The sequence below is a fragment of the Peteryoungia ipomoeae genome, assembly GCF_004912165.1.
Lineage (GTDB): Bacteria > Pseudomonadota > Alphaproteobacteria > Rhizobiales > Rhizobiaceae > Allorhizobium > Allorhizobium ipomoeae.
On sequence record NZ_STGV01000002.1, the window covers coordinates 394,856 to 420,516 of the forward strand.

The window sequence follows — 25,661 nt, forward strand, 5'->3', positions numbered from 1 at the left end:
CGCTCTCCTCAACCGTAATGGACGCGGCGTTCGATGAAGCGGAACTGGATCATGGTCAGCGCCAGCACGACCAGCATCAGAATGACCGACTGGGCCGAAGACGACCCGAGGTCATTGCCGCGGAAGCCGTCGAGATAGACCTTGTAGACCAGCGTGATCGGGTTGTTCGCCGGCTTGTCCTTCACGATGACGTCGATGACGCCGAAGGTGTCGAAGAGCGAATAGGTCATGTTGATGACCAGGAGGAAGAAAGCTGTCGGCGTGAGCAGCGGCAGGATCACGGTCCAGAAGCGGCGGGTGCCGGACTTGCAGTCAATCGCAGCGGCCTCGCGGATCGAGGCCGGAATGCCCTGGAGGCCTGAGAGAAAGAAGATGAAGTTGTAAGGGATCTGGTTCCAGACGGCGATCATCACCATGGCGAAGGCCGTGTCGAAGTAGTTGAGACCGATCTTCATGTCCCAGCCGAACAGGGCAACGAACTTCACGAAGGGGCCGATATGCTGATCGAAGAGCATCATGCCGATCAGGCCTGCCACCGGCGGCGCGATGGCATAGACGACGATCAGCAGCGTCTTGTAGGCAGACTGCCCCCGGATCACGGCGTCAGCCTTTACGGCGAGCAACATGCCGATCGACAAAGCAAGGAAGGTGACGATCAGGCTGTAGCCGATCGTGAAGCGGGCGATCTTCTGGTATTCCGGCGAGGTGAGCGCATCCGTATAATTGTCGGCACCGACGAAGCTCGAACCGAAGCCGAATGGATCCTCGATATAGAAGGACGAGGTGATCGCCTGCATCGAGGGCCAGTAGAAGAATATCGAAATGATCGCGAACTGCGGCAGCAGGAACAGATATGGCAGGTATCGCGAGTTGAACTGGACGCGCTTCATGGAGCCCTCTCAATGCAAGTTCCGGGGGCGTTTCGCCCCCGGGTCTCAATCAAGTTTCAGAAATGATCAGCCTGCCGTCTTGGCGAAGCGGGCGAGAAGCTCGTCGGCTTCCTTCTTGATCGTTTCCATGGCGTCCTTAGCCGTTGTTTCACCGGCAAAGAGACGGTTGTACTCGCGCTCCATGATGACGCGGATCTGCGGGTAGAAACCGAGGCGATAGCCCTTGTTCCAGTCGGCAGACGGCAGCTGCAGCTGCTGGATACCGACCTCGGCCGCCGGCTTCTCGTTGTAGTAGCCTTCCGACTTCGACAGCTCGTAAGCGGCGTTGGTGATGGCGACGTAGCCGGTGGCCTGGTGGTAGAACTTCTGGATCTCGGTCGAGGTCAGGAAGTTGAAGAAGGAGGCCGAGCACTTGTTCTCTTCAGCCGACTTGCCGGCCATTGCGAAGAGGGCAGCGCCACCGATGAAGGAGTGAACGCCAGCGCCCTCGATCGAATTCCAGTAAGGCAGGAAGGTTGCCGAGAAGGGCATGGTGGCGGTCTTCTGCAGGCCACCGAAGGAGCCCGAGGAACCGATCCAGAGAGCGGCCTTGCCTTCTTCGAAGACCTTCTGGTTGTCATTCCAGGCAGCGCCGTAATAGCCGAACAGGCCCTGATCGTACCAAGCCTTCAGCTTGTCATACATCATGACGTGACGCTCGTCGGTGACGTTGATCGTCGTGTCGACGATGCTGTCGTAACCGTTATTGTTGGAGGCGAACTGGATGTTGTTGCGCGAGAAGAAGTTCTCGGTGAACTGCCAGGTCAGCTGCGACTGCACGAGCGGAATGAAGCCAGCCTCCTTCAGCTTCGGCGCGATGGCTTCGAACTCTTCCCAGGTCTTCGGCGCTTCGACGCCGGCCTTCTTCAGCGCTTCGTCGTTGATGTACATGATCGGCGCCGAGGAGTTGAACGGCATGCCGACGAACTTGCCGTCGCTATCGGCGTAGAAGTAGCGAACGCCTTCGATGAAGGATTCGCGGTTGAACTCGAAGCGGTTCTCCTTGAGGAGATCCTCGGCCGGAACGGTCGCGCCCTTGGCGTTGATGATGGTGGCGGCGCCGGCGTCGAAGACCTGCAGGATGTTTGGCTGCTCGCCGGAACGGAAAGCTGCAATGCCAGCCGACAGAGCCTCCTCATACGAACCCTTGGAGACGGGCGTCAGGACGCATTCCGCCTGGGCAGCGTTGAACTTCTGGGCGAGCTCGTTGATCACCTCGCCGTTGCGACCGCCCATGCCGTGCCACCAGGTGATGTTGGTTGCGGCAAGCGTTGTCGATGCGGTCATGGTCAGGGCCAATGCGGCCAGGGAAATCTTCTTGATCATGGGACAGATCCTCTCCACCGGTTGTTGCGGTTAGGCTCACTTAGGATCGGTCCATGACAGCGCGTTTACTGTTTTATGACAGCGCAGTCACAATTGCAGGGTTTCGATATTTTTCGACCGAAAGCCAAACGAAGCTAAAAGGCTGATTTGAGATGCGTCGGCAAACGCCAGGGCCGCACCACGATAATATCATACCGCCATGACAGCTTTGCGGCGTCGGGCTGCCTGGAAATCCAGTGATCACCGGCCTGCGCGATGCGACGCTGGGCGGAAAACGTAACCGCGTCAACGCCGGAAAGGATCTCGCGCCGCGCTTTCACTTCGACGAATGCGACGAGATTGCCACGTCGCGCGATGATATCGACTTCCCCCACCCTCGTGCGATAGCGCATGGCGACAATCCGGTAGCCCTTGAGGAGAAGAAGAAGCGCCGCGCGATACTCCGACCATCGACCTCGACGTTCGGCCCGGATTCGTCTGTCATCCGCGCCGCGCCGCTTCATGATGTCTGCTTTAGCTCCAATAGCCGCTGATAAAGTTCCTTGCGCGGCAGGCCGGTCAGGCGAGCCGCCTCGGTCGCGGCCTTGGCTGTCGGCAATGTTGCCGAGAGCTCAGAAAGCAGGCTGTCGACGTCTGCTGCATCGGGTTGCGCCTCTGCTGCCGGCGGGCCGACGACGAGCACGATCTCGCCTTTGACGGTCCGGTCGGCGTAATCAGCGGCCAGGTCTCCGAGGGTGCCACGACGGAACTCCTCAAAGGTCTTGGTCAGCTCTCGACAGACGGAGGCCTGGCGTTGGCCGCCGAGCTCCTCGGCTGCGGCAAGCAGTGTGTCGCCGATGCGGTGAGGCGATTCAAAGAAGATCAACGTTGCCGGCACCCGCGCGAGCTCCCGCAAGCGATCGCGCCGGGCCTTGTCTTTCGTCGGCAAGAACCCGGCAAAGAGAAAGGCGTCGTTGGGAAGACCAGACCCGACCAGGGCTGCGAGCGGGGCGGAAGCGCCAGGAATGGGCACGACGCGATAGCCGGCCTCGATCGCAAGCTGGCCCAGCCGATATCCAGGATCGGAGACGAGCGGGGTGCCTGCATCGGAGACCAGCGCAACCGATTTTCCGGCTTCGAGCGCGGCCAGCAATCGCGCGCCGGCCTCCTCCGCATTATGCTCGTGATAGGCATAAGGTCGGTTCTCGATCCCGTAGCGGTCAAGCAGCACGCGGGTGACCCTTGTGTCTTCGCAGGCGAGCACGTCCGCGCCCGCAAGGGTTTCAAGCGCCCTCAGCGTGATATCGCCGAGATTGCCGATCGGCGTGGCGACAAGATAGAGCGCAGGCTCCAGGGGGCGGGCCGCAACGAGGGTATCGTTGACGCGGTAGCGCTTTATGGCAGACGGGGCGGCTGGGGAATTCTGCTGGTGGTTCATCGCGTCTTTATCCCCCAGCCCCGGCTTCACGGCAAGGGCGGCGGCGGCATAAACCATTCTGGCAGGCTCTGCGGTGGACCAAGGTGGAAAACCATTGGGCCTCTTGCATTTCTGGTTCTTTTCCTGCCATTTTGCCCGTCCACATTGTCCGGCCCAGGGCTGACACCTCCTTCATCCGGACATCCGGAAGACGACATATCGAAAGCGGTAGCGTCCATGCGCATAACTCTTGAACGGTCCAATCTCCTAAAGTCGCTGAACCACGTTCATCGCGTGGTCGAGCGTCGCAACACCATCCCGATCCTGTCCAACGTGCTTTTGAAGGCCGAAGGTGCGGCTTTGGACATGAAGGCGACGGACCTTGACCTCGAAATCACGGAAAGCACGCCCGCGATGGTGGAGCAGGCCGGCTCGACCACCGTTCCGGCGCATCTTCTCTATGAAATTGTGCGAAAGCTGCCGGATGGTTCGGAAGTGATGCTGGCGACGACGCCAGATGGCGCTTCCATGACGGTGGCATCGGGCCGCTCGAAATTCTCGCTGCAGTGCCTGCCGGAATCGGATTTCCCGGATCTCACGGCTGGCACCTTTACGCACAGCTTCAAGATCAAGGCATCGGAATTCAAGATGCTGATCGAGCGCACCCAGTTCGCGATCTCGACCGAAGAAACCCGCTATTATCTGAACGGCATCTTCCTGCACACGATCGAAGCGGGTGGCGCCCTGAAGCTGCGGGCCGTTGCGACCGACGGCCACCGTCTGGCGCGGGCCGATGTCGATGCTCCCTCCGGCTCCGAAGGCATGCCCGGCATCATTATTCCGCGGAAGACGGTTGGTGAACTGCAGAAGCTCATCGACAATCCGGAATTGATCATCAGCGCCGAGATTTCCGACTCCAAGATCCGCCTGACCATCGGCTCGATCGTACTGACCTCCAAGCTGATCGACGGCACCTTCCCTGACTACCAGCGCGTCATTCCGCAGGCGAACGACAAGGAAATGCGTGTCGATTGCCAGACATTCGCGCGCGCTGTCGATCGTGTCTCGACCATCTCGTCGGAGCGTGGCCGCGCCGTGAAGCTTGCCCTTTCCGACGGCCAGCTCCTGCTCACGGTCAACAATCCGGATTCCGGCAGCGCGACGGAAGAAGTTGCCGTCGGCTATGAAAACGACGCGATGGAAATCGGCTTCAACGCCAAATACCTGCTCGACATCACCGCGCAATTGTCTGGCGACGACGCGATCTTCCTGCTGGCGGATGCAGGGTCGCCGACCCTGATCCGCGACACCGCAGGGGCCGACGCGCTTTACGTTCTGATGCCGATGCGCGTGTAAAAAGTCACGCCTCTTTTCCGACAGCGCCATTTGACCTTGTTTTTGCGACAATTCCGACCAAGGATGACGCAAAGCATCGCAAAAAGCGGGCGCTGTCAGGAAGAGGGTGAATACATGCGACTGAAACAACGGTTCGAGCAGAAATTCGATGAGGAAATCCGCTTCTTCAAAGGGATGATGCAAGGGCCGAAGACTGTCGGCGCGATCGTGCCGACGTCCTCGGTCACTGCCCGGAAGATGGCGAGCGTCATCAATCCGCAGTCCGGCCTGCCGGTGCTTGAACTCGGCCCTGGCACCGGTGTCATCACCAAGCAGATTCTGGCGCGCGGCATTCCCGCCGAAAAAATCTATTCGATTGAGTATTCCGAAGACTTCTATCAGCGGCTGACGCAGGACTATCCGGGCGTCAATTTCATTCATGGCGACGCCTTTGACATCGAAGCGACGCTTGGCAGCATGGCGAACCAGACGTTCGATTGCGTCATTTCGGCGGTGCCGATGCTAAGCTTTCCCATGTCGTCGCGCATCACGCTGTTGGAGAAGCTGCTCGACCGCCTGCCCGCTGGTCGTCCCGTCGTGCAAATCACCTATGGACCTGTATCGCCGATCGTCGCCAATCCAGAGCGCTATCACATTCAGCACTTCGACTTCGTCGTGCGCAACATTCCACCGGCGCAGCTTTGGATTTATCGTCGCGGCTGAGGCCCAGACAGGAGCAAGGCACCCCTCCAGGGCCGCAAACCTGCATTTCAAAGGGGATGACGGGCAAAGCCTGTCGTCCCACCCTTGCAGATTGCCGCGTCTCATGCGACGTCACGGCCATGGGGATCAGGCAGGAGTCATCGTCTTGAGTGCACGTCACCGTCTCATCGTCGGGCTGGATGTCCCGACCGTTTCCGAAGCGGAAACCGTCGTCAAGACGCTCGGAGACAGTATCTCCTTCTACAAGATAGGCTACCAGCTCGCCTTTGTCGGCGGCCTGGAATTCGCCCGCGACCTGGCACGCGACGGCAAGCAGGTCTTTCTCGACATGAAGCTCCTCGACATCGACAACACGGTGGCCTCCGCCGTCGAGAACATCGCCCGCATGGGCATGACCATGCTGACGCTTCATGCCTATCCAAAAGCGATGGCGGCTGCAGTGAAGGCGGCGGAAGGGTCCGGCCTGTGCCTGCTTGGCGTGACCGTGCTCACCTCGATGGATGAGCAGGATCTCAAGGATGCCGGCTACGAATACGACCCGCACACCCTTGTGCTGAAGCGCGCCGAACAAGCGCGCATCGCCGGCATGGGCGGCGTGGTCTGCTCGGCAGAAGAGGCATCCGCCGTGCGCCAGATCGTCGGTCCAAAAATGGCGATCGTGACGCCGGGCATTCGACCCGCTGGCGCCGACCATGGCGACCAGAAGCGGGTCATGACACCCGCAGACGCGATTGCGACCGGATCAAGCCATCTCGTAGTGGGCCGCCCGATCGTCAAAGTCGACGACCCCAAGGCCTCGGCGCTCGCGATCCTCGCTGAAATGGACGCAGCGCTGAAGACGTCGAACTGAAATCAGTCAAGGGAGGAAGAAACCGTGGCCAAGGGATACTGGATTGCCCGCGTCGATATTCGCGATGCCGAGCGCTACAAGGACTATGTTGCTGCGGCAAAACCCGCGTTCGAGAAATACGGCGCCCGGTTTCTGGCTCGCGGCGGAGAGTATACGCAACTCGAGGGTCAGGCGCGGGCACGCAATGTGGTGATTGAGTTTCCGTCGCATCAGGCAGCCGTCGATTGCTACAACTCGCCGGAATACCAGATCGCTGCAGCCATCCGCCAGGAAGTGGCCGATGCGGAAATGGTGGTCGTTGAGGGCGTCTGAACAAGGGAGCATTCCTGGGGCTTTCGGCGCTGCCGTGACGCAGCCTGAAGCCCTTCCCCCGGGCAAAGTTTCCGGTTAAGAGAAGCCAAGATCGCGCATATAGTATGCGCCCATGCAGTTCAGGGGAGCCCGTCCATGACCTTGTCCAACCTTCCGCCGCTCGTCACCGTCTTCGGGGGCTCGGGCTTTGTTGGTCGGCATGTGGTCCGGGCCCTCGCCCGTCGTGGCTACCGTATCCGGGTTGCCGTGCGTCGTCCTGATCTCGCCGGTTTCCTGCAGCCGCTCGGCAATGTGGGACAGATCTCTTTTGTGCAGGCCAATCTGCGCTACCGCTCGTCGATCGACGCAGCTGTGCAGGGTGCCGACCATGTCGTGAACTGTGTTGGCCTGCTGCTCGAAAGCGGTCGCAACAGCTTTGACGCCGTCCAGGAGTTTGGCGCCCGCGCTGTCGCCGAAGCCGCCCGATCTGTTGGCGCGAGCCTGACCCATGTGTCTGCCATCGGTGCTGACGCCTCCGCCGCTTCGGCCTATGCCAGAACCAAGGGACGCGCCGAAGCTTCCATCCGTTCGATCGTCCCTGACGCGACCATTGTGCGCCCGTCGATCGTGTTTGGTCCCGAAGATGATTTCTTCAACAAGTTCGCTGCTATGGCCCGGCTTGCGCCAGCGCTACCGCTGATCGGCGGCGGCAAGACCAAGTTCCAGCCGGTCTATGTCGGCGATGTTGCCGAAGTCGTTGCCCGCGCTGTGGATGGCAACATCTCTCGCGGCAAGATCTACGAACTTGGTGGGCGCGACGTTGCAACCTTCAAGCAGTGTCTGGAAATCATGCTCGATGTGGTGGGCCGCAAACGCCCACTGGTTTCCCTGCCCTTCGGAATTGCGTCCATGATCGGCAGCGTCGCCTCGGTCATTCCGTTGATCACCCCGCCAATCACCAGCGATCAGGTTACCCTTCTCAAAAAGGACAACGTCGTGTCCGCAGAGGCGAAAGCAGAAGGCCGCACGCTGGAAGGGCTGGGTATCGAGCCTGCGTCCATGGCCTCCATCCTGCCAACCTATCTGGTCCAGTATCGCCCACATGGGCAATATACCGGTTCGGGCAAGGCAGCCTGACGCAAGCTTCCTGGATAAGAATGCGTCATCTGTGACACGTGGCACTCCACGTTGCACAAATGACGCAGCTTAACCAAGACCGACGTTAACCCTTCGGAAAGCATGCATCTGGTATTGCTGATCGCGGAATGCCCGCGTAAACACGACCCCGCAAGACGATCGGGCGAGACGGTCGCCAGTCCCAACATACGATAGTTCTAAGAGGCTTTTCATGGGCAAACCCATCGCACTGTTTTTTGCGTGTGCGGCATTGGTGATCATCGCCGGTTCTTTTGTGGCTCCGACCACAGTAGCGGCAAACAAGGGCAACTGCACGCCGGCCTACGGCATTGATCCGTGCAGCACCGCTTCGATCCCGACGAACAGGTAATCGTCTATTCTCTTCATGCAAAAGGCCGCCCAAGAGGCGGCCTTTTCCGTTTCGCCCCTCAATCGTCAGCCAAACAAAAGCAATCCGATGAGACCAATCGCTCCGACCGCGATCCGCCAATATGCAAAGGGCGCATAGCCACGCCGCGAGACAAAGGCGAGCAGGGAGCGCACCACGAACAGCGCCGAAACGAAGGCCGCGACAAAGCCGACACCAATGATCAGGGCGTCATCCACATTCAACGCATCCCGGTTCTTGTAGAGATCCAGCGTGAAGGCGCCAACCATAGTGGGCATGGCAAGGAAGAAGGAATATTCCGCCGCTGAACGCTTGTCTGCGCCGAGCAGCAGTGCGCCGACAATGGTCGCTCCCGAGCGCGATGTCCCCGGCACCATGGCCAGGCACTGGAAGAACCCGATCTTCAGCGCCAGCGACAGTGGATAGTCATTGACGTCATGATAGCGCGGCGTGAGCGGCTTGCGATCGATCCACAGAAGCACGAAGCCGCCGAGGATGAGAACAATGCAGATCAGCAGAGGCGTCTCAAACAGCACTGTCTTGATGAAATCATGCGCGATAACCCCGATGACAGCCGCTGGCAGGAAACCTAGGAGAACGATGCCGACGAAGCGACGGCTCTTTTCACTCGTGGGCAGCGTCACCGCAATTTGCCAGAGACGCGTGAAATAGACACTGAGAATCGCCAGAATGGCCCCGAGCTGAATGAGCACCGCAAAGGTATTGCCAGGTGATTTGAAGCCGAGAAACTGGCCCGCCAGGAGCACGTGGGCTGTCGAAGATACCGGAATGAATTCCGTCAGTCCTTCGATGACGCCGAGTACCAGCGCACTGACAATTGATTGATCTTCCATTGGGTCTCCTTGGGGAGGAAGGCTTGGGAGGGGTGTTTGATAAGCTTGTGTTGACGGATCCGAGCACCTATAGCTTGGAAGCCGAAATCATGACCAGCCCTCGTTCGAGCGCTGCGGCAATCCAACATCAAAGAATTCGAGTCCCATGCCGACCCTGTATCATCACTCGATGTCCACCGCGTCACGTTTCATTCGCCTTGTTCTCAACGAATATGGCTTTCAGGTGGATTTGGTCGAAGAACAGACCTGGGAGAAGCGGCGTGACTTCCTGGCGCTCAATCCGGCCGGTACACTGCCCGTCTATGTCGATGACAACATGCGTGCCCTGTGCGGCGCCATGGTCATATCCGAATTCATCGATGAGACCCACGGGGTCTTGAAGCGTGACAGACGCCTGTTTGCCGAAGACCCGTTCCAACGTGCGGAAATTCGCCGGCTGACGGAATGGTTTCTCGAGAAGATGGAACAGGATGTGACGCGTCCGCTGGTGCGCGAGCGGGTGCAGAAGTTGCTCATTCCCAATGGTCTCGGCGGTGGCGCGCCGGACTCCAAGGTCTTGCGCACCGCACGGACCAATATCCGCCATCACATGAAGTATTTGAGCTGGCTTGCCGGATCCCGGCAATGGCTGGCTGGCGAGCGGCTGAGCTATGCCGATCTTTCAGCAGCGGCAGCGATTTCCGTTCTCGATTACCTGGGCGAAGTGGACTGGAACGAGTTCCCCGTTGCAAAGGAATGGTATCAGCGGCTGAAATCGCGCCCCTCCTTCCGCTCCTTCCTCACTGAGCGCGTGCGCGGTATCACCCCCGTCTCGCACTACGCCGACCTCGACTTCTAACGGATATCCCATGCGCGAGCCGCAGTCCGATCCGAAGATCCGGAAGCGGCGGGAAGAGTTGACACGCTTCCTGCGGCAGGAAGCTGCGGCGCAAGGCTTCGACCTCTGTCGCGTCACTTTGCCGGATTCAATCCCCCAAGCGCCAGAGCGGCTACAACACTTTCTTGACGCCGAGCGGCACGGCACGATGGCATGGATGGAAGAGACGAAGGAGCGGCGCGCCGACCCGCGTGTCCTCTGGTCGGATGTGCGCTCTGTCGTCATGTTCGGCATGAATTACGGCCCGGACGACGATCCTCGCCTGCTTCAGGAACAGCCGGACAAGGCCGCCATCTCCGTCTACGCGCGCAATCGCGACTATCACGATGTCATCAAGGGTCGCCTGAAAGAGATCGCGACCCGCTTTGCAGCCCGCGCCGGGGAAGACGTGAAGGTTTTTGTCGACACGGCTCCAGTGATGGAAAAACCGCTGGCAGCGGCAGCCGGTCTCGGCTGGCAAGGCAAGCACACCAATCTCGTGAGCCGCGAATACGGTTCCTGGTTGTTTCTCGGCAGCCTGTTCACCACCGCCGAGCTTGATATCGACACAGGCGAAGTGGATCATTGTGGCTCCTGTCGCGCGTGCCTTGCGGCCTGCCCGACCGATGCGTTTCCCGCCCCCTATCAGATCGACGCTCGGCGATGCATTTCCTATCTGACGATCGAGCACAAGGGGACCATCCATCCTGACTTGCGTCCGGCCTTCGGCAACCGGATCTATGGCTGCGATGACTGCCTTGCGGCCTGTCCTTGGAACAAATTTGCCGAAGAAGCCCGCGAGATGAAGCTGCAAGCGCGTGACGATCTGAAAGCGCCAGACATTGCTTCCCTGCTGACACTTGATGATGCGGCCTTTCGCAGTCTTTTCAGCGGTTCACCCGTCAAGCGCATCGGCCGGAACCGTTTCGTCCGCAACGTTCTGATTGCTGCTGGCAATTCCGGCCTGCCCCATCTCATACCCCTCTGCTCCAGCCTGCTCGACGATGCCTCTCCGGACGTCAGAGGCATGGCCGTCTGGGCACTGTCGCGGTTGATGCCGGCAGCGGATTTTGATGCGCTGCGACAAACGCGACAGGCGGGTGAAACGGACGATGAAGTGCAGAGCGAATGGATGAGGGAGAGATGACGATGCATATGGTGATCTTCGGGGCAGGCTATTCCGGCCAGGCGATCGGTCAGCTTGCCGCAGAGAACGGCTTTGAAGTGACCGGCACCACCAGAAGCGAGGACAAGCTCGCACCCCTTGCGGCAGCGGGCATCGCGCCGCAGATCTTCGACGGTGAGGCGATCTCAACGGCACTTGCTGCCAGGCTTTCGACCGTCACACATCTCATCCAGTCGATCGCGCCTGGCGTCGCGGGCGATCCGTTGATCCGCCTCACGGATGCAGAGGGCCTAAAGCGGCACATGCCGCAGCTGCAATGGGTTTGCTACCTCTCGACCGTCGGCGTCTATGGCGATCACCAGGGCGACTGGGTTGACGAGACCTCGGAGTTGCGTCCCGTCTCGCGCCGCTCGATGGAGCGCGTAGAGGCCGAACAAGCCTGGACCCTGGCCTGCGCGAGAGAGGATCTCTCGCTCGCCATTCTACGCCTATCCGGCATCTACGGACCGGGCCGCAACACGTTCATGAACTTCGCGAAGGGGACGGCGCGAAGACTGGTGAAGAAGGATCAGGTCTTCAATCGCATCAGGGTAGAAGACATTGCCGGCGCCACCCTGTTTCTGGCGCAGGCTCACACGTCGGGCATCTTCAATGTCACAGATGACGAGCCCTGTCCGCCACAAGATGTCGTGACAGCAGCAGCCCGGATCATGGGGGTGGAGCCCCCGCCCGAGCAGCCGTTCGAGACGGCCGAACTGACACCGATGGCGCGCTCCTTCTATGGTGAGAACAAGCGCGTTTCGAACGCCAAAATCCGCTCCCTCGGCTACACTTTTCGCTACCCGGAATACAGGACTTCCCTGTCGGACTTGTGGAACACCGCATCCGGCAAGATCACTCTCAAGTGACGTTGGCCTATACTTTGTCACGCAAGAATCTCGCTTGACAAACTGCATCTCCTGTTTGGCCCTCGCTGCATCTCCGGCGAGGGCCATTTTTGTTCCGACAGGATCAATTTTTCTTCGGCTCAAATGTGAACGCGCTGCTTGTCGGCGTCGTCGAAATTTCATTCCGCTTTGACGACTGATTCAAAAGAATTTTCTCAACCCATTCATATTTCATTAACCATTAATTTTCACTAACCTGAATCACGAATGTTACAGTGCGTAACGTTACGTGATTGGAATATGGCACGTTTTTGCCATTTTTGCCGCGCTCTACGCTTCCAAACGGAAAAATAAGCTAGCGACAACGACTAGGACAAGAACTTGACCAACAACCGACTGACCGTACTTGCGGCAGCTACTATTGCTGCCTTCTGTGCTTTCACCCCGGCAAATGCTGCTGCCAAATCTTCGTGCGGCGGCGCCTCCTGGTATGCTCTCACATCCAAGACTGCATCTGGTGAGCGCATGAACCCGCGCCTGATGACGGCAGCTCACAAGACGCTGCCCTTTGGCACCAAGGTGAAGGTGACGAATGCACGCAGCGGCAAGAGCGTCGTTGTCCGCATCAATGATCGCGGCCCTTTCATTCGTGGCCGTGTTCTGGACCTCTCCAAGGCCGCAGCCCAGGACATTGGCATGATCCGTTCCGGCCATGCCAAAGTTTGCTACGAGATCATTCGCTGAGAATGATCAAGGCAGGGTGACGGCGTCGCCACGAGCCGAGGCTTGCTCTTGCGCTCATTCGCCGTTACCACGCATTCTTCTTGCAAAAAGGGAGAATGAACCATGCGCCTGGGCGGACGCCTCTCTGGTGCGATCGAGGTTTTGAACGATATCGAAACTCGTCGCCGTCCTGTCGCCGACGCCCTGAAGGATTGGGGCCTGGCGCATCGCTTTGCCGGCTCGGGTGACCGGGCAGCCATCGGCAACATTGTCTATGACGCGCTGCGCATGAAGCTCTCCCATGCATATTTGATGGATGACGACAGTGCATCCGCCCTCGGCTGGTCCGTCCTGCTGCGCCAATGGGGGATGAGCCTCGATCAGCTGACAAGCGAGCTCGATGGCGACAACTTCGCCCCCGCCCCGCTTACAGCGGATCAGACAGCTGCCTTCACCTCGCGTGACATTTCTCAGGCGCCACTTCATGTGCAGGGTGACATTCCCGATTGGATTCAGCCTTCGTTTGAGGAGGCCTTTGGCAGCGACTGGCTGATGGAAGCCAGGGCACTTGCGACACGGCCAACGCTCGACCTTCGCGTCAACACGCTGAAGGCGCATCGGGAGAAGGTCTTGAAGGCGCTCGACAGATCAGGCGCCCAGGCCTCTCCGATTGCGCGCTTCGGCATGCGTGTCCCCGCCGGCGAAGGTCCATCGCGCCTTCCGAACGTGACCGCGGAACTGAGCTTCCAGAAGGGGTGGTTTGAGGTGCAGGATGAAGGGTCGCAGATCGTCGCAGATCTCGTTGATCCGCGTGAGGGCGAGCAGGTTCTCGATTTCTGCGCAGGCGGAGGCGGCAAGACGCTGGCCATGGCGGCAGCCATGAACAACAAGGGGCAGGTCCATGCCTATGACGCGGACCGCAAGAGGCTTGCTCCGATCATCGAGCGACTGAAACGCGCCGGCACCCACAATGTTCAGGTTCACGATAGCGCCAAAGGCCTTGCCAATCTCAAGGAGCGCTTCGACCGCGTGCTGGTCGACGCCCCCTGCACGGGCACAGGCACCTGGCGCAGGCGCCCGGATACCAAATGGCGCCTTACAGACCGAAACGTTGCCGAGCGAACTGAGCAGCAACAGCTCGCCCTCAAGGACGCGGCAGAATATGTCCGCCCAGGTGGCTCTCTCTACTATGTAACCTGTTCGGTATTGCCTGAGGAGAACGATCGGCAGGTCCAGGCCTTCTGTGCAGAGAACACGGGCTTTGAAATTGTTCCCGTCGTTTCCGATTGGAAGAGACTGTTTGGTGCGGACAAGCCCATGCCGCGTTCTCTTGACGGCAAGACTGTCACGTTGAGCCCCGCCAGCATGGATACGGACGGCTTTTTCTTCTGCCGCATGATGCGCACCTGACAAACGTCAATATACCGGCCATTTGACTATAGTCGACAATTTGACACCAGTTTTCATTTCGGCCAAGTAAGGGCGTCCAATTCAATGGGGCGCTTCGGGCGCCGAAGGGAGACACCATGATCCGGAAATCCATTATCCGCGCGTCGGCGGCCTTGCTCATTTCGTCGGCAGCGTTTTTCGCAGGCCCGGCCGTCGCTGCGCCCGCGCCCAAGAGCGTGCTGACGCACTATGCAGACCTTGCCCACGCGAAGTTCGAAGATTCGCTATCCACCGCGAAAACTCTGGATGCAGCCATCGACGCGTTGATTGCCAAGCCAAGCGAGGAAACGCTGAAGGCTGCCCGGGCTGCCTGGGTTGCGGCTCGCGTGCCCTATCAGCAGACGGAAGTCTATCGCTTCGGCAATCCGATTGTGGATGATTGGGAAGGCAAGGTAAACGCCTGGCCGCTGGATGAGGGCCTGATCGACTATGTCGACGCCGGATACGGCAGCGAGAGCGACGGCAACGCGCTTTATGTTGCGAATGTCATCGCCAGCCCGAAGGTCAAGATAAACGGTGAAGAGGTTGATGCCTCGGCGATCACGCCGGAGTTTCTCGCCGAGACTTTGCATGAGGCCGGTGAAGTCGAAGCCAATGTCGCGACCGGCTATCACGCCATCGAATTTCTGCTCTGGGGTCAGGATCTGAACGGCACCGGTCCCGGCGCTGGCAACCGACCCTACACTGACTACGACACAGCGAATTGCACCAATGGAAATTGCGACCGCCGCGCCGCCTACCTCAAGGCCGCCTCCACCCTGCTGGTGAAGGATCTCGAAGAGATGGTAGCCGCCTGGTCGCCAGAGGGCGAAGCGACGAAAGCTGTTCTGGCCGACGAGAACAAGGGGATCTCGGCAATTCTGACCGGTATGGGCTCTCTCTCCTACGGCGAACTCGCCGGCGAGCGCATGAAGCTGGGCGTGCTGCTGCACGACCCGGAAGAGGAGCATGATTGCTTCTCCGACAACACGCATGCCTCGCATCTGAACGATGCCGTCGGCATCGCATCCGCCTATACCGGCGAATACACACGTGTCGATGGCACCAGAATGACTGGTCCGTCGCTGTCCGAACTCGTTGCTGCCAAGGATGCGGCGCTCGATACCGAAATGAAGGACAAGCTCGACAAGACGCTCGCCGCCATGAACACCATGGCGGAGCGCGCCCAAGCGACCGAAGCCTATGATCAGATGATCGGCGAAGGCAATGCAGAGGGCAATGCCACCGTTCAAGCCGCCATCGACGGCCTCGTCGACCAGACCCAGACCATCCAGCGCATCATCGCGTCGCTGGATCTCGGCACGATCGAGCTTGAAGGCTCCGACAGCCTTGATAATCCTGGCGCAGTCTTCCAGTAAGCAGAAAAGGCGGGTCGCCCAGAACACGGGCGACCCTATCCTCCGATGAGATCGTTTCACCGCCTCAGCTCAAGCCTTGCGACCGTGCTTACCATCGCCGTAGCGACCGGAGCGGCGGCCGCTGACGAACAACTGAGGCGGAGCGACCTTACGCCGAAGGACCGTGCCCGCGTTGAGGCCGTCACCCGTCCCACGGAGGATTTTTTCAGGGCCGAGACCTTCGAGCTTATGCAGGGCGGTGCCGGCACCTCCAGGCGCGGTGTCAGCGCCGATTCCTTCTCCGACTTCTCTGCAAACATCACCTTCGCCGAAGAGGAAAAGTTCAAGCTCGGCAACGCGCTGTTCCGCAAACTCTGGGTCTCCTCCCCCTCCTCGACCCAGGCATCCGACGGCCTCGGCCCACTGTTCAACGCGCGGGCCTGCCAGAGCTGCCATCTGAAGGATGGCCGTGGCCATCCGCCGGAGGGCGACCGCGATCATACCTCGATGTTCTTTCGGCTGGCGCGCGCTGCAGCGACGGCGGATGAGCAGGCGAAGCTCGATCGTCTGGACGTCCCTTTCCTGCCGGACCCCGTCTATGGCGGCCAGTTGCAGGACCAGGCGGTCCCTGGCTTGGCCGCTGAAGGGCGCATGACCATCAGCTATGTCGAGCGTGCCATGACGCTTGCAGGTGGCGAGACGGTCATGCTGCGAACACCGCGCTATTCCGTCAGCGATCTTAATTACGGCCCGCTCGATCCGACCACGACGCTCTCCCCACGCATTGCCAATCCGATGATCGGGCTTGGCCTGATCGAAGCCATCCCGGAGGAGGACATCCTCGCCCTTGCTGATCCGGAGGATCACGATGGAGATGGCATTTCCGGCAAGGCCCAGCGTGCCCGTGACCACCGCACCGGAGAGATCAAGCTCGGCCGCTTTGGCTGGAAGGCGCAGAACGCCTCTGTCCGGGACCAGAGCTCCAGCGCCTTTGCTGGCGATATCGGACTATCGACACCGGACGATCCGCGCCATTTTGGCGACTGCACCGAACAGCAGGCCGACTGCTTCGAAACGGCGACCGGAGTCCAGCTACGGCTGGGCGATACCGAAGCACCGGATCCCGTGCTCGATCTCGTGACATTCTATGCCCAAAACCTCGCTGTGCCGAAGCGGCGGGACGTGGACGACGCCCGGGTGCTGCGCGGCAAGGAAGTCTTTTATGCCAGCGGCTGCATCGCCTGCCACCGACCGAAATTCGTCACAAGCCGCCGGGCGGGCAACAAGGCACAAGCCTTTCAACTCATCTGGCCGTATTCGGATTTTCTGCTTCATGACATGGGTGAGGACCTCGCCGATGGCCAGCCGGTCGCCGATGCGACCGGACGGGAGTGGCGCACGCCGCCGCTCTGGGGTATCGGTCTGACGCAGGTGGTGAGCCGCCATAGCTTCTTTCTGCATGACGGGCGCGCACGGAACCTGACGGAAGCTATTCTCTGGCACGGCGGCGAAGCTGAGGCCGCCCGCAATGCGTTTGCCGCCGCCACGCCGGAGGACCGCAAGGCCCTGATCACATTCCTGGAGTCACTCTGATGCGCACTTTCACGCACCTTGCCCTTGTCGCTGCCGTCCTTATGCCCCTGCCCGCGCTGGCGCAGGAAACGGCATCCACAGTCGGCGTGCTCGACACCGCCAAGGTGCCATCCGTCATGGCGCGCGCCGTCGATGATTTCATTCGACCCGGATACCGCCAATTCACCGAAGAAGCCGAGACCATGGAGGAATCCATGGTCAGGCTCTGCGGCGCACCATCTCGCGATCACCTCCTGAATGCGCAGGCGACATTCGGCAATCTCGTCGCAGCCTGGTCGCGGATTGAAATCGTGCGGGTCGGTCCGGTTCTCGATAACAACCGTTTCGAGCGCATCCTGTTTTTCCCAGACCGCAAGGGTACCGGCCTGAAACAGGTGCAGGCAGCGCTCGCGAAGCCCGATCCGAGCGTCACCTCGGTCGAGACGCTGAAAGGCAAGAGTGTCGCCATGCAGGGGCTGGGGGCGCTTGAATTCGTCCTGTTCGGAACAGGCTCGGAAAGCCTCGAGATGGAGGGCAATGCCTATCGCTGCCAGTATGGCACGGCGATCGCGGCCAATCTCAAGCGTCTCGGCGGGGAATTGGTCGCTGCCTGGGACATGCCTGAGGGTGTCGCCGCTGCCTGGAAGACACCCGGACCTCACAACCCGATCTATCGGGACGAAGCGGAGGCCGCCAAGGAATTGCTCGGCATACTCGTGCATGCAGCCGAGACAATCCGCGACCAGCGCATCGAACAATTCTACAAGGGTGTTCCGAAGAAGGCGCAGCCGCGCCAGGCAATCTACTGGCGTTCGGGCAACACCTTCCGGTCCATCAACGCGAACATCGAAGGCCTTCGTGATCTGCTCGACACATCGGGCATGGTAGAACTCCTCGCCGAAGGCAATCGCTCCGTCGTTTCCTCGACCGATTTCGTCGCGCGGTCCCTGTCGCGGGTATCGGCCGACATCAAGCCAGACGTGGCCGCGATCTTTGAAGACCCGACCCAGATCGCCAAGCTCGACTTCCTGCTGCTGAACAGCCGCGACCTGATTCTCCGGCTCAACAACGATCTCGGCGGCGGCATCGGGCTTGCCGCCGGCTTCTCCTTCTCCGACGGCGACTGAGATGATCGACACACCGCTCATCGATCGTCGCGCCTTTCTGCGGGCCGCCGGTCTCTCCTTCGTCGCAGGCCTGGCGCCGCGCGCAGCCTTTGCCCTGGAGCGTGCAGATGCGGTTTATGCCAGTGGCCTCAAGCGCCCCGATGGCAGCTTTGCCATTGGCCTCGTGAGCGAACAGGGGGGCCTGATCGACGAGATCGCCTTGCCGGGGCGTGTCCATGGACTCTGCCATAGCGCTACGAATGGACTTTCGGTCGCTTTTGCCCGGCGACCCGGTACATTTGCTGTGATCTTCGACGCCAGGAAGCATGTCGAACCGCGCATCATCGCGGCGGCCGAAGGGCGACACTATTTCGGCCATGGCGCCTTTTCGCCTGACGGCAAGCTCTTTTATGCCAGCGAAAACGACTTTGACGCCAATGCCGGCGTCATCGGCATCTATGACTGTCTCTCCGGCTTCGAGCGCCTGGGCGAGGTGCCGGCCCATGGCATCGGCACGCATGACATCACCGTCACCGATGACGGCCTGCTGGTCATTGCCAATGGCGGGATCGAGACGCATCCGGATTTCGGCCGCACCAAGCTCAACCTCGACCATATGGAGCCATCGCTTGTTCTGGCCGACGCGAAGAGCGGCGCGCTGATCGAGAAGCACGCGCTGCCACCTGAACTCAGACAGCTTTCCACACGCCATCTCGACGTGGGCTCAGACGGGCGGATCTGGTTCGCCTGCCAGTATGAAGGAGCGCGCACTGATCGACCGCCGCTCGTTGGGCATTTTGCCAGAGGCGAGGCCGTCACTTACGTTCACTTTCCCGACGAGACGACGGACCGGCTCGGCAATTATGTCGGCGCCATCGCCGTCAACCGGACGCAGGGCCTCGTCGGCATCGTTTCGCCGAAAAACGGGCTTTGGGCGGTGCTGGATGGCAGGGATGGTCGACTCCTGTCAGAAACAATTCTGCCGGATGCGGCGGGCATTGCCCCCTCGCCTGACAGTTTTGCCGTCTCCTCCTATCGTGGCAATTTCCTCGACCGACAAAGCCCTGTCGCCTGGGACCAGCACATCATACGCCTCTGACACTGGCCGAACCGGGAGGGACGCCCTAGATGCCTGCCATGTCCAAGTTCCTGAGCTACATTCTCTTTATCGGTTTCGTCGTCGGCGCGGGCCTCATTGCAGGCATCACAAACATGCCGGGCGATTGGTACCAGTCCCTGCAGAAGCCGTTCTTCAATCCGCCCTCCTGGCTGTTTGGTCCGGTCTGGACGACGCTCTACGTGATGATCGGTGTGGCCGGTGCGCGGATCTGGCAGCGCTCACCGAAATCGGCTGCCATGCAGCTCTGGTTCGCGCAGATGGCCTTCAACCTGATGTGGTCGCCTGCCTTCTTCGGCCTGCAGAATCCGGAATTGGCGCTTGCCGTCATTGCTGGCATGCTGATCACGATCGTCGCCTTCATGGTCAAGGCACGGCCTATTGACCGGATCTCCACCCTGCTTTTTGTGCCCTATCTCGCTTGGGTCGCCTTCGCGAGCGTGCTCAATCTCTCAATCGCCTGGCTGAATTGAATTTGCCGACAGCTGGCTTGCCTGCCATCGATGGCCATGCCACTTTCGCCCGCGACAAGGACGGGTGGCATGGTAGACATTGATCAGGACGCGGTTGAGGCGCGCATACGGGGCAGTTTCGCGCGGCAGGGAGCAATGGCGACGCTTGGCGCAACGCTGTCGAGCATCAGCCCGGGCGTGGTCGAAATCGAACTCGGCTTCGACGAGAAGCTGACGCAACAGCACGGTTTCCTGCATGCCGGCGTGATTTCCGCCGCCCTCGACACGGCCTGCAGCTATGCGGCCTATACCGTGACTGATCAGGAAGCTTCGCTGCTCACAATCGAGTTCAAGGTCAATCTGATGTCGCCCGGCCGCGGCGAACGTTTCCTGTTTCGCGGCGAAATCACAAAGCCCGGCTCCAACATCATCGTTGCCGACGGGCGCGGCTATGCACTGACCGATGGACCGGCCAAGCTGATCGCGTCCATGACCAGCACGCTGATGGTGATCCGCGGACGCGAAGGAATTTCCGGATGATCCACGAAATGAAGCCGATTGCCGGCAAACAAGTGCTTTTCGTCATGGCCGCCGATCCTGAATACGGCGCCTTCCTGCGCACCCGCATTGCACCCCTGATGACCGGCATCGGACCGGTCGAGGCGGCGATCGTCCTCACCCGCGAGCTGACACGGCTCGCGCATCGGGACGACCTGCCGGATCTCGTCGTCTCCCTTGGCTCGGCCGGATCGGCGAAGCTGGAGCAGACGGAAATCTATCAGGTCTCGACCGTCTCCTATCGTGATATGGACGCGTCTGCCTTCGGCTTCGAAAAGGGGCGCACCCCGCTTCTCGACCTACCGGCCACGGTCGAGCTTCCATTGCGGATCCCGGGTCTGGCCACAGCCAGCCTGTCGACCGGCGCCAATGTCGTCTCCGGCGCCGCCTATCAGTCGATCGAGGCCGATATGGTCGACATGGAGACCTTTGCAATCCTGCGGGCCTGCCATGCCTTTGACATTCCGCTGATCGGTCTGCGCGGCATTTCCGACGGGCGCCACGACGTCAACCACATCGATGACTGGACGCAGTATCTGCATGTCATCGACAAGAAGCTAGCGCTCGCTGTCGACAGCCTGCAGACCGCACTGGAAGACGGTGTCTTCTGGTTCTGAGCAGGCGCACAAAAAATCGAGATTCTCTCGGGATTCTGCCATTGAAAGATGGCCCCGATTTCTTTAAAGGCTCGCCATGACCCAGACAGCACATCCCGACAGTGTTCTCATCGTCGATTTCGGCAGCCAGGTAACGCAGCTGATCGCACGCCGCGTCCGTGAATCCGGCGTCTATTGCGAAATCGTCCCCTTCCAATCCGCTGAAGAAGGCTTCAATCGTCTGAAGCCGAAGGCAATCATCCTGTCGGGAAGCCCCGCTTCCACGCTGGACGAAGGCAGCCCTCGGGCGCCGCAGGTGCTGTTCGACAGCGGCCTGCCGATCTTCGGCATCTGCTACGGCCAGCAGACCATGTGCGCCCAGCTCGGCGGCAAGGTCGAAGGCGGCCATCACCGCGAATTCGGTCGCGCCTTCCTCGACGTCGAGCAGGATTGCGAGCTCTTCGCCGGCCTGTGGTCGACCGGCTCGCGTCATCAGGTCTGGATGTCCCACGGCGACCGCGTCACCGCGATCCCGCCGGGCTTCAAGGTGCTTGCCACCTCGGCCAATGCGCCATTCGCCTTCATCGCCGACGAGTCGCGCAAGTACTATGCCGTCCAGTTCCATCCGGAAGTGGTGCACACGCCTGATGGTGCCAAGCTCATCCAGAACTTCGTGCACAATGTTGCAGGCCTGAAGGGCGACTGGACGATGCATGCCTATCGACAGAAGGCGGTCGAGCAGATCAGGGCCCAGGTCGGGAACAAGCGCGTCATCTGCGCGCTCTCGGGCGGCGTGGACTCCTCCGTCGCAGCCCTGCTGATCCATGAGGCCGTCGGCGACCAGCTGACCTGCATCCTCGTCGACCACGGCCTGATGCGCAAGAACGAGGCCGCCGACGTGGTTGCCATGTTCAAGGAGCATTATAACCTGCACCTCATCCATGTGGATGCCGTAGACAGGTTCGTCGGCGAACTGGAAGGTGTCAGCGACCCGGAAACCAAGCGCAAGATCATCGGCCGGCTGTTCATCGAGACCTTCGAGGACGAGGCGAAGAAGCTTGGTGGCGCGGATTTCCTGGGCCAGGGCACGCTCTATCCCGATGTCATCGAAAGCGTATCCTTCACCGGCGGTCCGTCGGTGACGATCAAGAGCCACCACAATGTCGGCGGCCTTCCCGAACGCATGAACATGCAGCTCGTTGAGCCCCTGCGCGAACTGTTCAAGGACGAAGTCCGCGTGCTTGGCCGCGAACTCGGCCTGCCCGACAGCTTCATCGGCCGTCACCCCTTCCCGGGTCCGGGTCTCGCCATCCGTTGCCCGGGCGGCATCACCCGCGAGAAGCTCGACATCCTGCGCGAAGCCGATGCCATCTATCTCGACGAGATCCGCAAGGCGGGCCTCTATGATGCGATCTGGCAGGCCTTTGCCGTGCTGCTGCCGGTGCAGACCGTCGGCGTCATGGGTGACGGACGTACCTATGAATTCGTCTGCGCGCTGCGCGCGGTCACCTCGGTCGACGGCATGACCGCCGACTTCTACCACTATGACATGGAATTCCTCGGCCGTGCGGCGACCCGCATCATCAACGAGGTCCGTGGCATCAACCGCGTGGTCTACGACGTGACCTCGAAGCCGCCGGGCACGATCGAGTGGGAATAAGCCGACTGCCTGAAGGCTGATCGGAGCGATGCAACGGAGGGCCAACGCCCTCCGTTTTTTTGTGCGCGTTGCTCAGTAGCTGAAAGACTGCTGCGCCGGCGTCGTGTCCGGCAATTGAACGCCTTCCAGTTCCAGCATCCGGAGCTTGGAGACCGCGCCGCCCGGCGCCGAAAAGCCTCCGATCTTGCGACCCGCGGCCAGAACGCGGTGGCACGGTATGATCAGCGGGATCGGGTTCTTCGCCATGGCCTGCCCGATCGTCCACGCGCCTGCCGCTCCAAGCTCCAGCTCTGCGGCCAGCGCGCCATAGGTCGTGGTCTTGCCCCAAGCGAGACGACGGGTGGCCGCATAGATCCTCTGGAAGACCTCCCCCTGTCCGGAGAGGTCGAGGTCAAGCCCGGTGAAATCCATGACTCTGCCTGCGAAATAGGCCTGCGCCTGCACTATCGCCTCCATGATCCCTGCCGGTGGCTCGACCATGGTCGCCTCCGGCATCCGGCGATGCATCAGCCGTTCCGTCTCTGCAAAGGTATCGCTCGGCAACTGGAAGCGAGAGATACCGCCGACACCCCAGCCTATGCCGCAAAAGCCGTTTGCGCTCTCGAAGATCTGGAAGTGCTGAAAGGTCATCTTCGTTCTCGCTCCGACCGCGTCACGCGCCCTTGAGGCCGCACGTCAGACGATGGCCCCGCGGCTGAGTTCGATCAACCCGATTTCTGCACGCTCGCTGCTGCCGGGCCACCTCATCCCACGTTCCATACACCAGGTGCCTGCCGAGCTTGCCATGCGCACCTGCCAGTTGCTATCCGTCGATCAGGAACAGGAGTTTTGCGGCATGGCCACGACGATCTACGGCATCAAGAACTGCGACACGATGAAGAAGGCAAGGACTTGGCTCGACGAGCACGGCGTGGCGCATGACTTCCATGACTACAAGGCCAAGGGCGTGGATGCTGCGACCCTCGACAACTGGATCGGCAAGGTCGGTTGGGAAGTGTTGCTCAACAAGGCCGGCACAACCTTCAAGAAGCTGTCCGACGACCAGAAGAACGGCATTGATGCGGCGAAGGCCAAGGCGTTGATGATCGAGCAACCCTCGATGATCAAGCGGCCCGTGCTTGATATCGACGGCAAGCTTCTTGTCGGCTTCAAGCCGGAGATCTACCAGCAGACACTGAAGGCCTGAACCATGGCGAGGACCACCCGCGCCACGCAGTTTCTCGACAAGGCCGGCATTGCCTATACCACCGCCACCTATGATTATGATCCCAATGCCGAGCGCATCGGGTTGCAGGCGGCCGAAGCGATCGGCGAGCATCCCTCGCGTGTCTTGAAGACGCTGATGGTCGAGCTCGATGGCAAGCCAGCCTGCGTGGTCGTGCCTTCCGACAGGGAGGTCTCGATGAAGAAGCTTGCAAGCGCCTTCGGGGCCAAATCGGCTGCCATGATGAAGCCGGCCAATGCCGAGAAGCTCACCGGCTTCGTCGTCGGCGGCATCAGCCCCTTCGGCCAGAAGAAACAGGTGCCGACGGCGATCGAGATCTCCGCCATGGAAGAGGCGCTTGTTTACATGAATGGCGGGCAGCGGGGACTTCAGGTCCGGCTGTCGCCGAAGGATGCACTTGCGGCGTTGAACGCCATCGCCGCACCCCTCACGGCGTGATCGACCGCCTTGGTCTGGACTTCGCCATCTTTGCCCTTAAGTCTGACCTGACCGTCAAAACAGGAATGCCTCCATGACCCTTCCCGATTTCTCCGCCGCCATCGATCCCGTCAAGCTCGACAAGCTCGCCGAGGTGGCGATCAGGGTCGGCCTGCAGCTGCAGAAAGGCCAGGATCTCGTCCTGACGGCGCCGCTTGTCGCTGTCCCGCTTGTCCGCCTGATCACGGCGCATGCCTACAAGGCTGGCGCCTCAACCGTCACGACCTTCTATGCCGACGAGGAAACGACTCTCGCTCGCTATCGTCACGGGCATGACGAGAGCTTCGACCGCGCACCGGGCTGGCTTTATGACGGCATGGCCAAGGCTTACGAGAATGGTGCAGCCCGCCTTGCGATCGCGGGTGACAATCCGATGCTGCTTGCCGAAGAGGATTCGGCCAAGGTGGGTCGGGCCAACAAGGCGAATTCCATCGCCTACAAGCCGGCGCTGGAGCACATCTCGAATTTCGACATCAACTGGAACATCTGCTCCTATCCCAACCCGTCCTGGGCAAAGCTCGTCTTCCCAGACCTGCCTATCGAAGAGGCCGTGCGCAAGCTGGCCGACGCCATCTTCGCGGCGTCCCGCGTCGACCGTGCGGATCCGATTGCGGCCTGGGCCGAGCACAATGCGGAACTGAAGAAGCGCTCGACCTGGCTGAACGGCGAACGCTTTGCAGCGCTCCATTTCACCGGACCGGGCACCGACCTGACGGTGGGCCTCGCGGATGGCCACGAGTGGCATGGCGGCGCCTCGACGGCAAAGAATGGCGTGACCTGCAATCCGAACATCCCGACCGAAGAAGTCTTCACCACGCCGCATGCTCTGAAGGTGGAGGGACACGTCTCTTCGACCAAGCCGCTCAGCCATCAGGGCACGCTGATCGACAATATCCAGGTGCGGTTCGAGGGCGGTCGGATCGTGGAAGCCAAGGCCTCCAGGGGCGAGGCCGTGCTCAACAAGGTGCTGGACACCGACGAGGGTGCGCGGCGTCTGGGCGAAGTGGCGCTGGTGCCGCATTCCTCGCCGATCTCGGCCTCCGGCGTGCTGTTCTACAACACGCTGTTCGACGAAAACGCGTCCTGCCACATCGCGCTCGGCCAGTGCTATTCCAAGTGCTTCCTCGATGGTGCCTCGCTCAGCCAGGACCAGATCAAGGCACAGGGCGGCAATTCTTCGCTGATCCACATCGACTGGATGATCGGATCGGACAAGGTCGATATCGACGGCATCAGCGCCGATGGCTCGAAGGTGCCTGTCATGCGCAAGGGCGAATGGGCCTGACCGGAC

Annotated in this window: 28 protein-coding genes; 22 read left to right on the top strand and 6 right to left on the bottom strand. The window is 60.6% G+C overall.

Annotated elements, in window-relative coordinates:
* Positions 1–8 precede the first annotated feature (8 nt).
* From FAA97_RS08350 to rsmI, 4 genes are all read right to left on the bottom strand, one after another.
* Complete coding sequence (locus tag FAA97_RS08350) at positions 9–890, bottom strand: ABC transporter permease subunit (protein WP_136598073.1); 882 nt, start codon at positions 888–890, stop codon at positions 9–11.
* Positions 891–956: 66 nt separating this feature from the next.
* The gene (locus tag FAA97_RS08355) at positions 957–2,255 is read right to left on the bottom strand and encodes an extracellular solute-binding protein (RefSeq protein WP_136598074.1); all 1,299 of its coding nucleotides are present in this window, start codon (positions 2,253–2,255) and stop codon (positions 957–959) included.
* 134 nt (positions 2,256–2,389) lie between these two features.
* Positions 2,390–2,758: a YraN family protein gene (locus FAA97_RS08360; protein WP_136598075.1), complete on the bottom strand. Its 369-nt coding sequence runs from the start codon at positions 2,756–2,758 to the stop codon at positions 2,390–2,392.
* Complete coding sequence (gene rsmI, locus FAA97_RS08365; protein ID WP_425467409.1) at positions 2,755–3,729, bottom strand: 16S rRNA (cytidine(1402)-2'-O)-methyltransferase; 975 nt, start codon at positions 3,727–3,729, stop codon at positions 2,755–2,757. Before rsmI ends, FAA97_RS08360 begins: the two co-directional genes overlap by 4 nt.
* A gap of 159 nt (positions 3,730–3,888) precedes the next feature.
* Between rsmI and dnaN the strand changes: the two genes are divergently transcribed.
* The 6 genes from dnaN to FAA97_RS21060 all read left to right on the top strand — a co-directional run bounded on the left by dnaN (position 3,889) and on the right by FAA97_RS21060 (position 8,357).
* Entirely contained in the window at positions 3,889–5,007 is a 1,119-nt protein-coding gene (gene dnaN / locus FAA97_RS08370; protein ID WP_136598076.1) for a DNA polymerase III subunit beta, read from the top strand.
* Between the two features lie 114 nt (positions 5,008–5,121).
* Positions 5,122–5,709: a phospholipid N-methyltransferase PmtA gene (gene pmtA / locus FAA97_RS08375; protein WP_136598077.1), complete on the top strand. Its 588-nt coding sequence runs from the start codon at positions 5,122–5,124 to the stop codon at positions 5,707–5,709.
* 145 nt (positions 5,710–5,854) lie between these two features.
* Positions 5,855–6,559, top strand: a complete 705-nt coding sequence (gene pyrF / locus FAA97_RS08380) for an orotidine-5'-phosphate decarboxylase (RefSeq protein WP_136598078.1) — start codon at positions 5,855–5,857, stop codon at positions 6,557–6,559.
* A 24-nt stretch (positions 6,560–6,583) separates the two neighbouring features.
* The gene (locus FAA97_RS08385; RefSeq protein ID WP_136598079.1) at positions 6,584–6,871 is read left to right on the top strand and encodes a DUF1330 domain-containing protein; all 288 of its coding nucleotides are present in this window, start codon (positions 6,584–6,586) and stop codon (positions 6,869–6,871) included.
* Positions 6,872–7,006: 135 nt separating this feature from the next.
* Entirely contained in the window at positions 7,007–7,987 is a 981-nt protein-coding gene (locus tag FAA97_RS08390) for a complex I NDUFA9 subunit family protein (protein WP_136598080.1), read from the top strand.
* Positions 7,988–8,198: 211 nt separating this feature from the next.
* Positions 8,199–8,357: a hypothetical protein gene (locus FAA97_RS21060; RefSeq protein WP_168800957.1), complete on the top strand. Its 159-nt coding sequence runs from the start codon at positions 8,199–8,201 to the stop codon at positions 8,355–8,357.
* A 65-nt stretch (positions 8,358–8,422) separates the two neighbouring features.
* On the opposite strand, the gene FAA97_RS08395 is transcribed toward FAA97_RS21060, so the two are convergent.
* Complete coding sequence (locus FAA97_RS08395) at positions 8,423–9,229, bottom strand: undecaprenyl-diphosphate phosphatase (RefSeq protein ID WP_136598081.1); 807 nt, start codon at positions 9,227–9,229, stop codon at positions 8,423–8,425.
* Positions 9,230–9,374: 145 nt separating this feature from the next.
* Here FAA97_RS08395 and FAA97_RS08400 point away from each other — a divergent pair, with 145 nt between their 5' ends.
* The 13 genes from FAA97_RS08400 to guaA all read left to right on the top strand — a co-directional run bounded on the left by FAA97_RS08400 (position 9,375) and on the right by guaA (position 22,668).
* Positions 9,375–10,067, top strand: coding sequence for a glutathione S-transferase family protein (locus FAA97_RS08400; protein ID WP_136598082.1), 693 nt, complete (start codon positions 9,375–9,377; stop codon positions 10,065–10,067).
* Between the two features lie 10 nt (positions 10,068–10,077).
* Positions 10,078–11,232: a tRNA epoxyqueuosine(34) reductase QueG gene (gene queG, locus FAA97_RS08405; protein WP_136598083.1), complete on the top strand. Its 1,155-nt coding sequence runs from the start codon at positions 10,078–10,080 to the stop codon at positions 11,230–11,232.
* Positions 11,233–11,234: 2 nt separating this feature from the next.
* Positions 11,235–12,119 carry an SDR family oxidoreductase gene (locus FAA97_RS08410; RefSeq protein ID WP_136598322.1) on the top strand — a complete coding sequence of 295 codons (885 nt, stop codon included), beginning with the start codon at positions 11,235–11,237 and terminating at the stop codon, positions 12,117–12,119.
* 360 nt (positions 12,120–12,479) lie between these two features.
* On the top strand, positions 12,480–12,842 hold the full coding sequence (locus FAA97_RS08415; protein ID WP_136598084.1) for a septal ring lytic transglycosylase RlpA family protein: 363 nt from the start codon (positions 12,480–12,482) through the stop codon (positions 12,840–12,842).
* Between the two features lie 102 nt (positions 12,843–12,944).
* Positions 12,945–14,231 carry an RsmB/NOP family class I SAM-dependent RNA methyltransferase gene (locus FAA97_RS08420; protein ID WP_136598085.1) on the top strand — a complete coding sequence of 429 codons (1,287 nt, stop codon included), beginning with the start codon at positions 12,945–12,947 and terminating at the stop codon, positions 14,229–14,231.
* A gap of 116 nt (positions 14,232–14,347) precedes the next feature.
* A complete protein-coding gene (locus tag FAA97_RS08425; RefSeq protein ID WP_136598086.1) occupies positions 14,348–15,628 on the top strand; it encodes an imelysin family protein in 1,281 nt (426 codons plus the stop codon).
* A gap of 45 nt (positions 15,629–15,673) precedes the next feature.
* The gene (locus FAA97_RS08430; protein WP_136598087.1) at positions 15,674–17,200 is read left to right on the top strand and encodes a di-heme oxidoreductase family protein; all 1,527 of its coding nucleotides are present in this window, start codon (positions 15,674–15,676) and stop codon (positions 17,198–17,200) included.
* A complete protein-coding gene (locus tag FAA97_RS08435) occupies positions 17,200–18,306 on the top strand; it encodes an imelysin family protein (protein WP_136598088.1) in 1,107 nt (368 codons plus the stop codon). The genes FAA97_RS08430 and FAA97_RS08435 overlap by 1 nt, the downstream gene beginning before the upstream one ends.
* Position 18,307: 1 nt before the next feature.
* Positions 18,308–19,384, top strand: a complete 1,077-nt coding sequence (locus FAA97_RS08440; RefSeq protein ID WP_136598089.1) for a DUF1513 domain-containing protein — start codon at positions 18,308–18,310, stop codon at positions 19,382–19,384.
* Between the two features lie 38 nt (positions 19,385–19,422).
* Positions 19,423–19,875, top strand: coding sequence for a TspO/MBR family protein (locus FAA97_RS08445; RefSeq protein ID WP_425467410.1), 453 nt, complete (start codon positions 19,423–19,425; stop codon positions 19,873–19,875).
* A gap of 69 nt (positions 19,876–19,944) precedes the next feature.
* Positions 19,945–20,394, top strand: coding sequence for a PaaI family thioesterase (locus tag FAA97_RS08450; protein WP_136598091.1), 450 nt, complete (start codon positions 19,945–19,947; stop codon positions 20,392–20,394).
* Entirely contained in the window at positions 20,391–21,029 is a 639-nt protein-coding gene (locus tag FAA97_RS08455; RefSeq protein ID WP_136598092.1) for a 5'-methylthioadenosine/S-adenosylhomocysteine nucleosidase, read from the top strand. The genes FAA97_RS08450 and FAA97_RS08455 overlap by 4 nt, the downstream gene beginning before the upstream one ends.
* Before the next feature lie 76 nt (positions 21,030–21,105).
* Positions 21,106–22,668, top strand: a complete 1,563-nt coding sequence (gene guaA, locus FAA97_RS08460; protein ID WP_136598093.1) for a glutamine-hydrolyzing GMP synthase — start codon at positions 21,106–21,108, stop codon at positions 22,666–22,668.
* A gap of 72 nt (positions 22,669–22,740) precedes the next feature.
* Here the strand turns inward: guaA and FAA97_RS08465 are convergent, their stop codons facing one another.
* The gene (locus FAA97_RS08465; protein ID WP_136598094.1) at positions 22,741–23,298 is read right to left on the bottom strand and encodes a methylated-DNA--[protein]-cysteine S-methyltransferase; all 558 of its coding nucleotides are present in this window, start codon (positions 23,296–23,298) and stop codon (positions 22,741–22,743) included.
* A 205-nt stretch (positions 23,299–23,503) separates the two neighbouring features.
* Between FAA97_RS08465 and FAA97_RS08470 the strand changes: the two genes are divergently transcribed.
* The 3 genes from FAA97_RS08470 to FAA97_RS08480 all read left to right on the top strand — a co-directional run bounded on the left by FAA97_RS08470 (position 23,504) and on the right by FAA97_RS08480 (position 25,655).
* Complete coding sequence (locus tag FAA97_RS08470; protein WP_136598323.1) at positions 23,504–23,854, top strand: ArsC family reductase; 351 nt, start codon at positions 23,504–23,506, stop codon at positions 23,852–23,854.
* A gap of 3 nt (positions 23,855–23,857) precedes the next feature.
* The gene (gene ybaK / locus FAA97_RS08475; protein WP_136598095.1) at positions 23,858–24,331 is read left to right on the top strand and encodes a Cys-tRNA(Pro) deacylase; all 474 of its coding nucleotides are present in this window, start codon (positions 23,858–23,860) and stop codon (positions 24,329–24,331) included.
* 73 nt (positions 24,332–24,404) lie between these two features.
* A complete protein-coding gene (locus FAA97_RS08480) occupies positions 24,405–25,655 on the top strand; it encodes an aminopeptidase (RefSeq protein WP_136598096.1) in 1,251 nt (416 codons plus the stop codon).
* The last annotated feature ends 6 nt before the right edge of the window (positions 25,656–25,661 follow it).

Coding starts and splice junctions, on each gene's coding strand:
- FAA97_RS08350 (WP_136598073.1), bottom strand. CDS start 890: ATGAAGCGCGTCCAGTTCAACTCGCGATACCTGCCATATCTGTTCCTG.
- FAA97_RS08355 (WP_136598074.1), bottom strand. CDS start 2,255: ATGATCAAGAAGATTTCCCTGGCCGCATTGGCCCTGACCATGACCGCA.
- FAA97_RS08360 (WP_136598075.1), bottom strand. CDS start 2,758: ATGAAGCGGCGCGGCGCGGATGACAGACGAATCCGGGCCGAACGTCGA.
- rsmI (WP_425467409.1), bottom strand. CDS start 3,729: ATGGTTTATGCCGCCGCCGCCCTTGCCGTGAAGCCGGGGCTGGGGGAT.
- dnaN (WP_136598076.1), top strand. CDS start 3,889: ATGCGCATAACTCTTGAACGGTCCAATCTCCTAAAGTCGCTGAACCAC.
- pmtA (WP_136598077.1), top strand. CDS start 5,122: ATGCGACTGAAACAACGGTTCGAGCAGAAATTCGATGAGGAAATCCGC.
- FAA97_RS08390 (WP_136598080.1), top strand. CDS start 7,007: ATGACCTTGTCCAACCTTCCGCCGCTCGTCACCGTCTTCGGGGGCTCG.
- FAA97_RS21060 (WP_168800957.1), top strand. CDS start 8,199: ATGGGCAAACCCATCGCACTGTTTTTTGCGTGTGCGGCATTGGTGATC.
- FAA97_RS08395 (WP_136598081.1), bottom strand. CDS start 9,229: ATGGAAGATCAATCAATTGTCAGTGCGCTGGTACTCGGCGTCATCGAA.
- FAA97_RS08400 (WP_136598082.1), top strand. CDS start 9,375: ATGCCGACCCTGTATCATCACTCGATGTCCACCGCGTCACGTTTCATT.
- queG (WP_136598083.1), top strand. CDS start 10,078: ATGCGCGAGCCGCAGTCCGATCCGAAGATCCGGAAGCGGCGGGAAGAG.
- FAA97_RS08410 (WP_136598322.1), top strand. CDS start 11,235: ATGCATATGGTGATCTTCGGGGCAGGCTATTCCGGCCAGGCGATCGGT.
- FAA97_RS08420 (WP_136598085.1), top strand. CDS start 12,945: ATGCGCCTGGGCGGACGCCTCTCTGGTGCGATCGAGGTTTTGAACGAT.
- FAA97_RS08425 (WP_136598086.1), top strand. CDS start 14,348: ATGATCCGGAAATCCATTATCCGCGCGTCGGCGGCCTTGCTCATTTCG.
- FAA97_RS08430 (WP_136598087.1), top strand. CDS start 15,674: ATGAGATCGTTTCACCGCCTCAGCTCAAGCCTTGCGACCGTGCTTACC.
- FAA97_RS08435 (WP_136598088.1), top strand. CDS start 17,200: ATGCGCACTTTCACGCACCTTGCCCTTGTCGCTGCCGTCCTTATGCCC.
- FAA97_RS08440 (WP_136598089.1), top strand. CDS start 18,308: ATGATCGACACACCGCTCATCGATCGTCGCGCCTTTCTGCGGGCCGCC.
- FAA97_RS08445 (WP_425467410.1), top strand. CDS start 19,423: ATGTCCAAGTTCCTGAGCTACATTCTCTTTATCGGTTTCGTCGTCGGC.
- FAA97_RS08450 (WP_136598091.1), top strand. CDS start 19,945: ATGGTAGACATTGATCAGGACGCGGTTGAGGCGCGCATACGGGGCAGT.
- FAA97_RS08455 (WP_136598092.1), top strand. CDS start 20,391: ATGATCCACGAAATGAAGCCGATTGCCGGCAAACAAGTGCTTTTCGTC.
- guaA (WP_136598093.1), top strand. CDS start 21,106: ATGACCCAGACAGCACATCCCGACAGTGTTCTCATCGTCGATTTCGGC.
- FAA97_RS08465 (WP_136598094.1), bottom strand. CDS start 23,298: ATGACCTTTCAGCACTTCCAGATCTTCGAGAGCGCAAACGGCTTTTGC.
- FAA97_RS08470 (WP_136598323.1), top strand. CDS start 23,504: ATGGCCACGACGATCTACGGCATCAAGAACTGCGACACGATGAAGAAG.
- ybaK (WP_136598095.1), top strand. CDS start 23,858: ATGGCGAGGACCACCCGCGCCACGCAGTTTCTCGACAAGGCCGGCATT.
- FAA97_RS08480 (WP_136598096.1), top strand. CDS start 24,405: ATGACCCTTCCCGATTTCTCCGCCGCCATCGATCCCGTCAAGCTCGAC.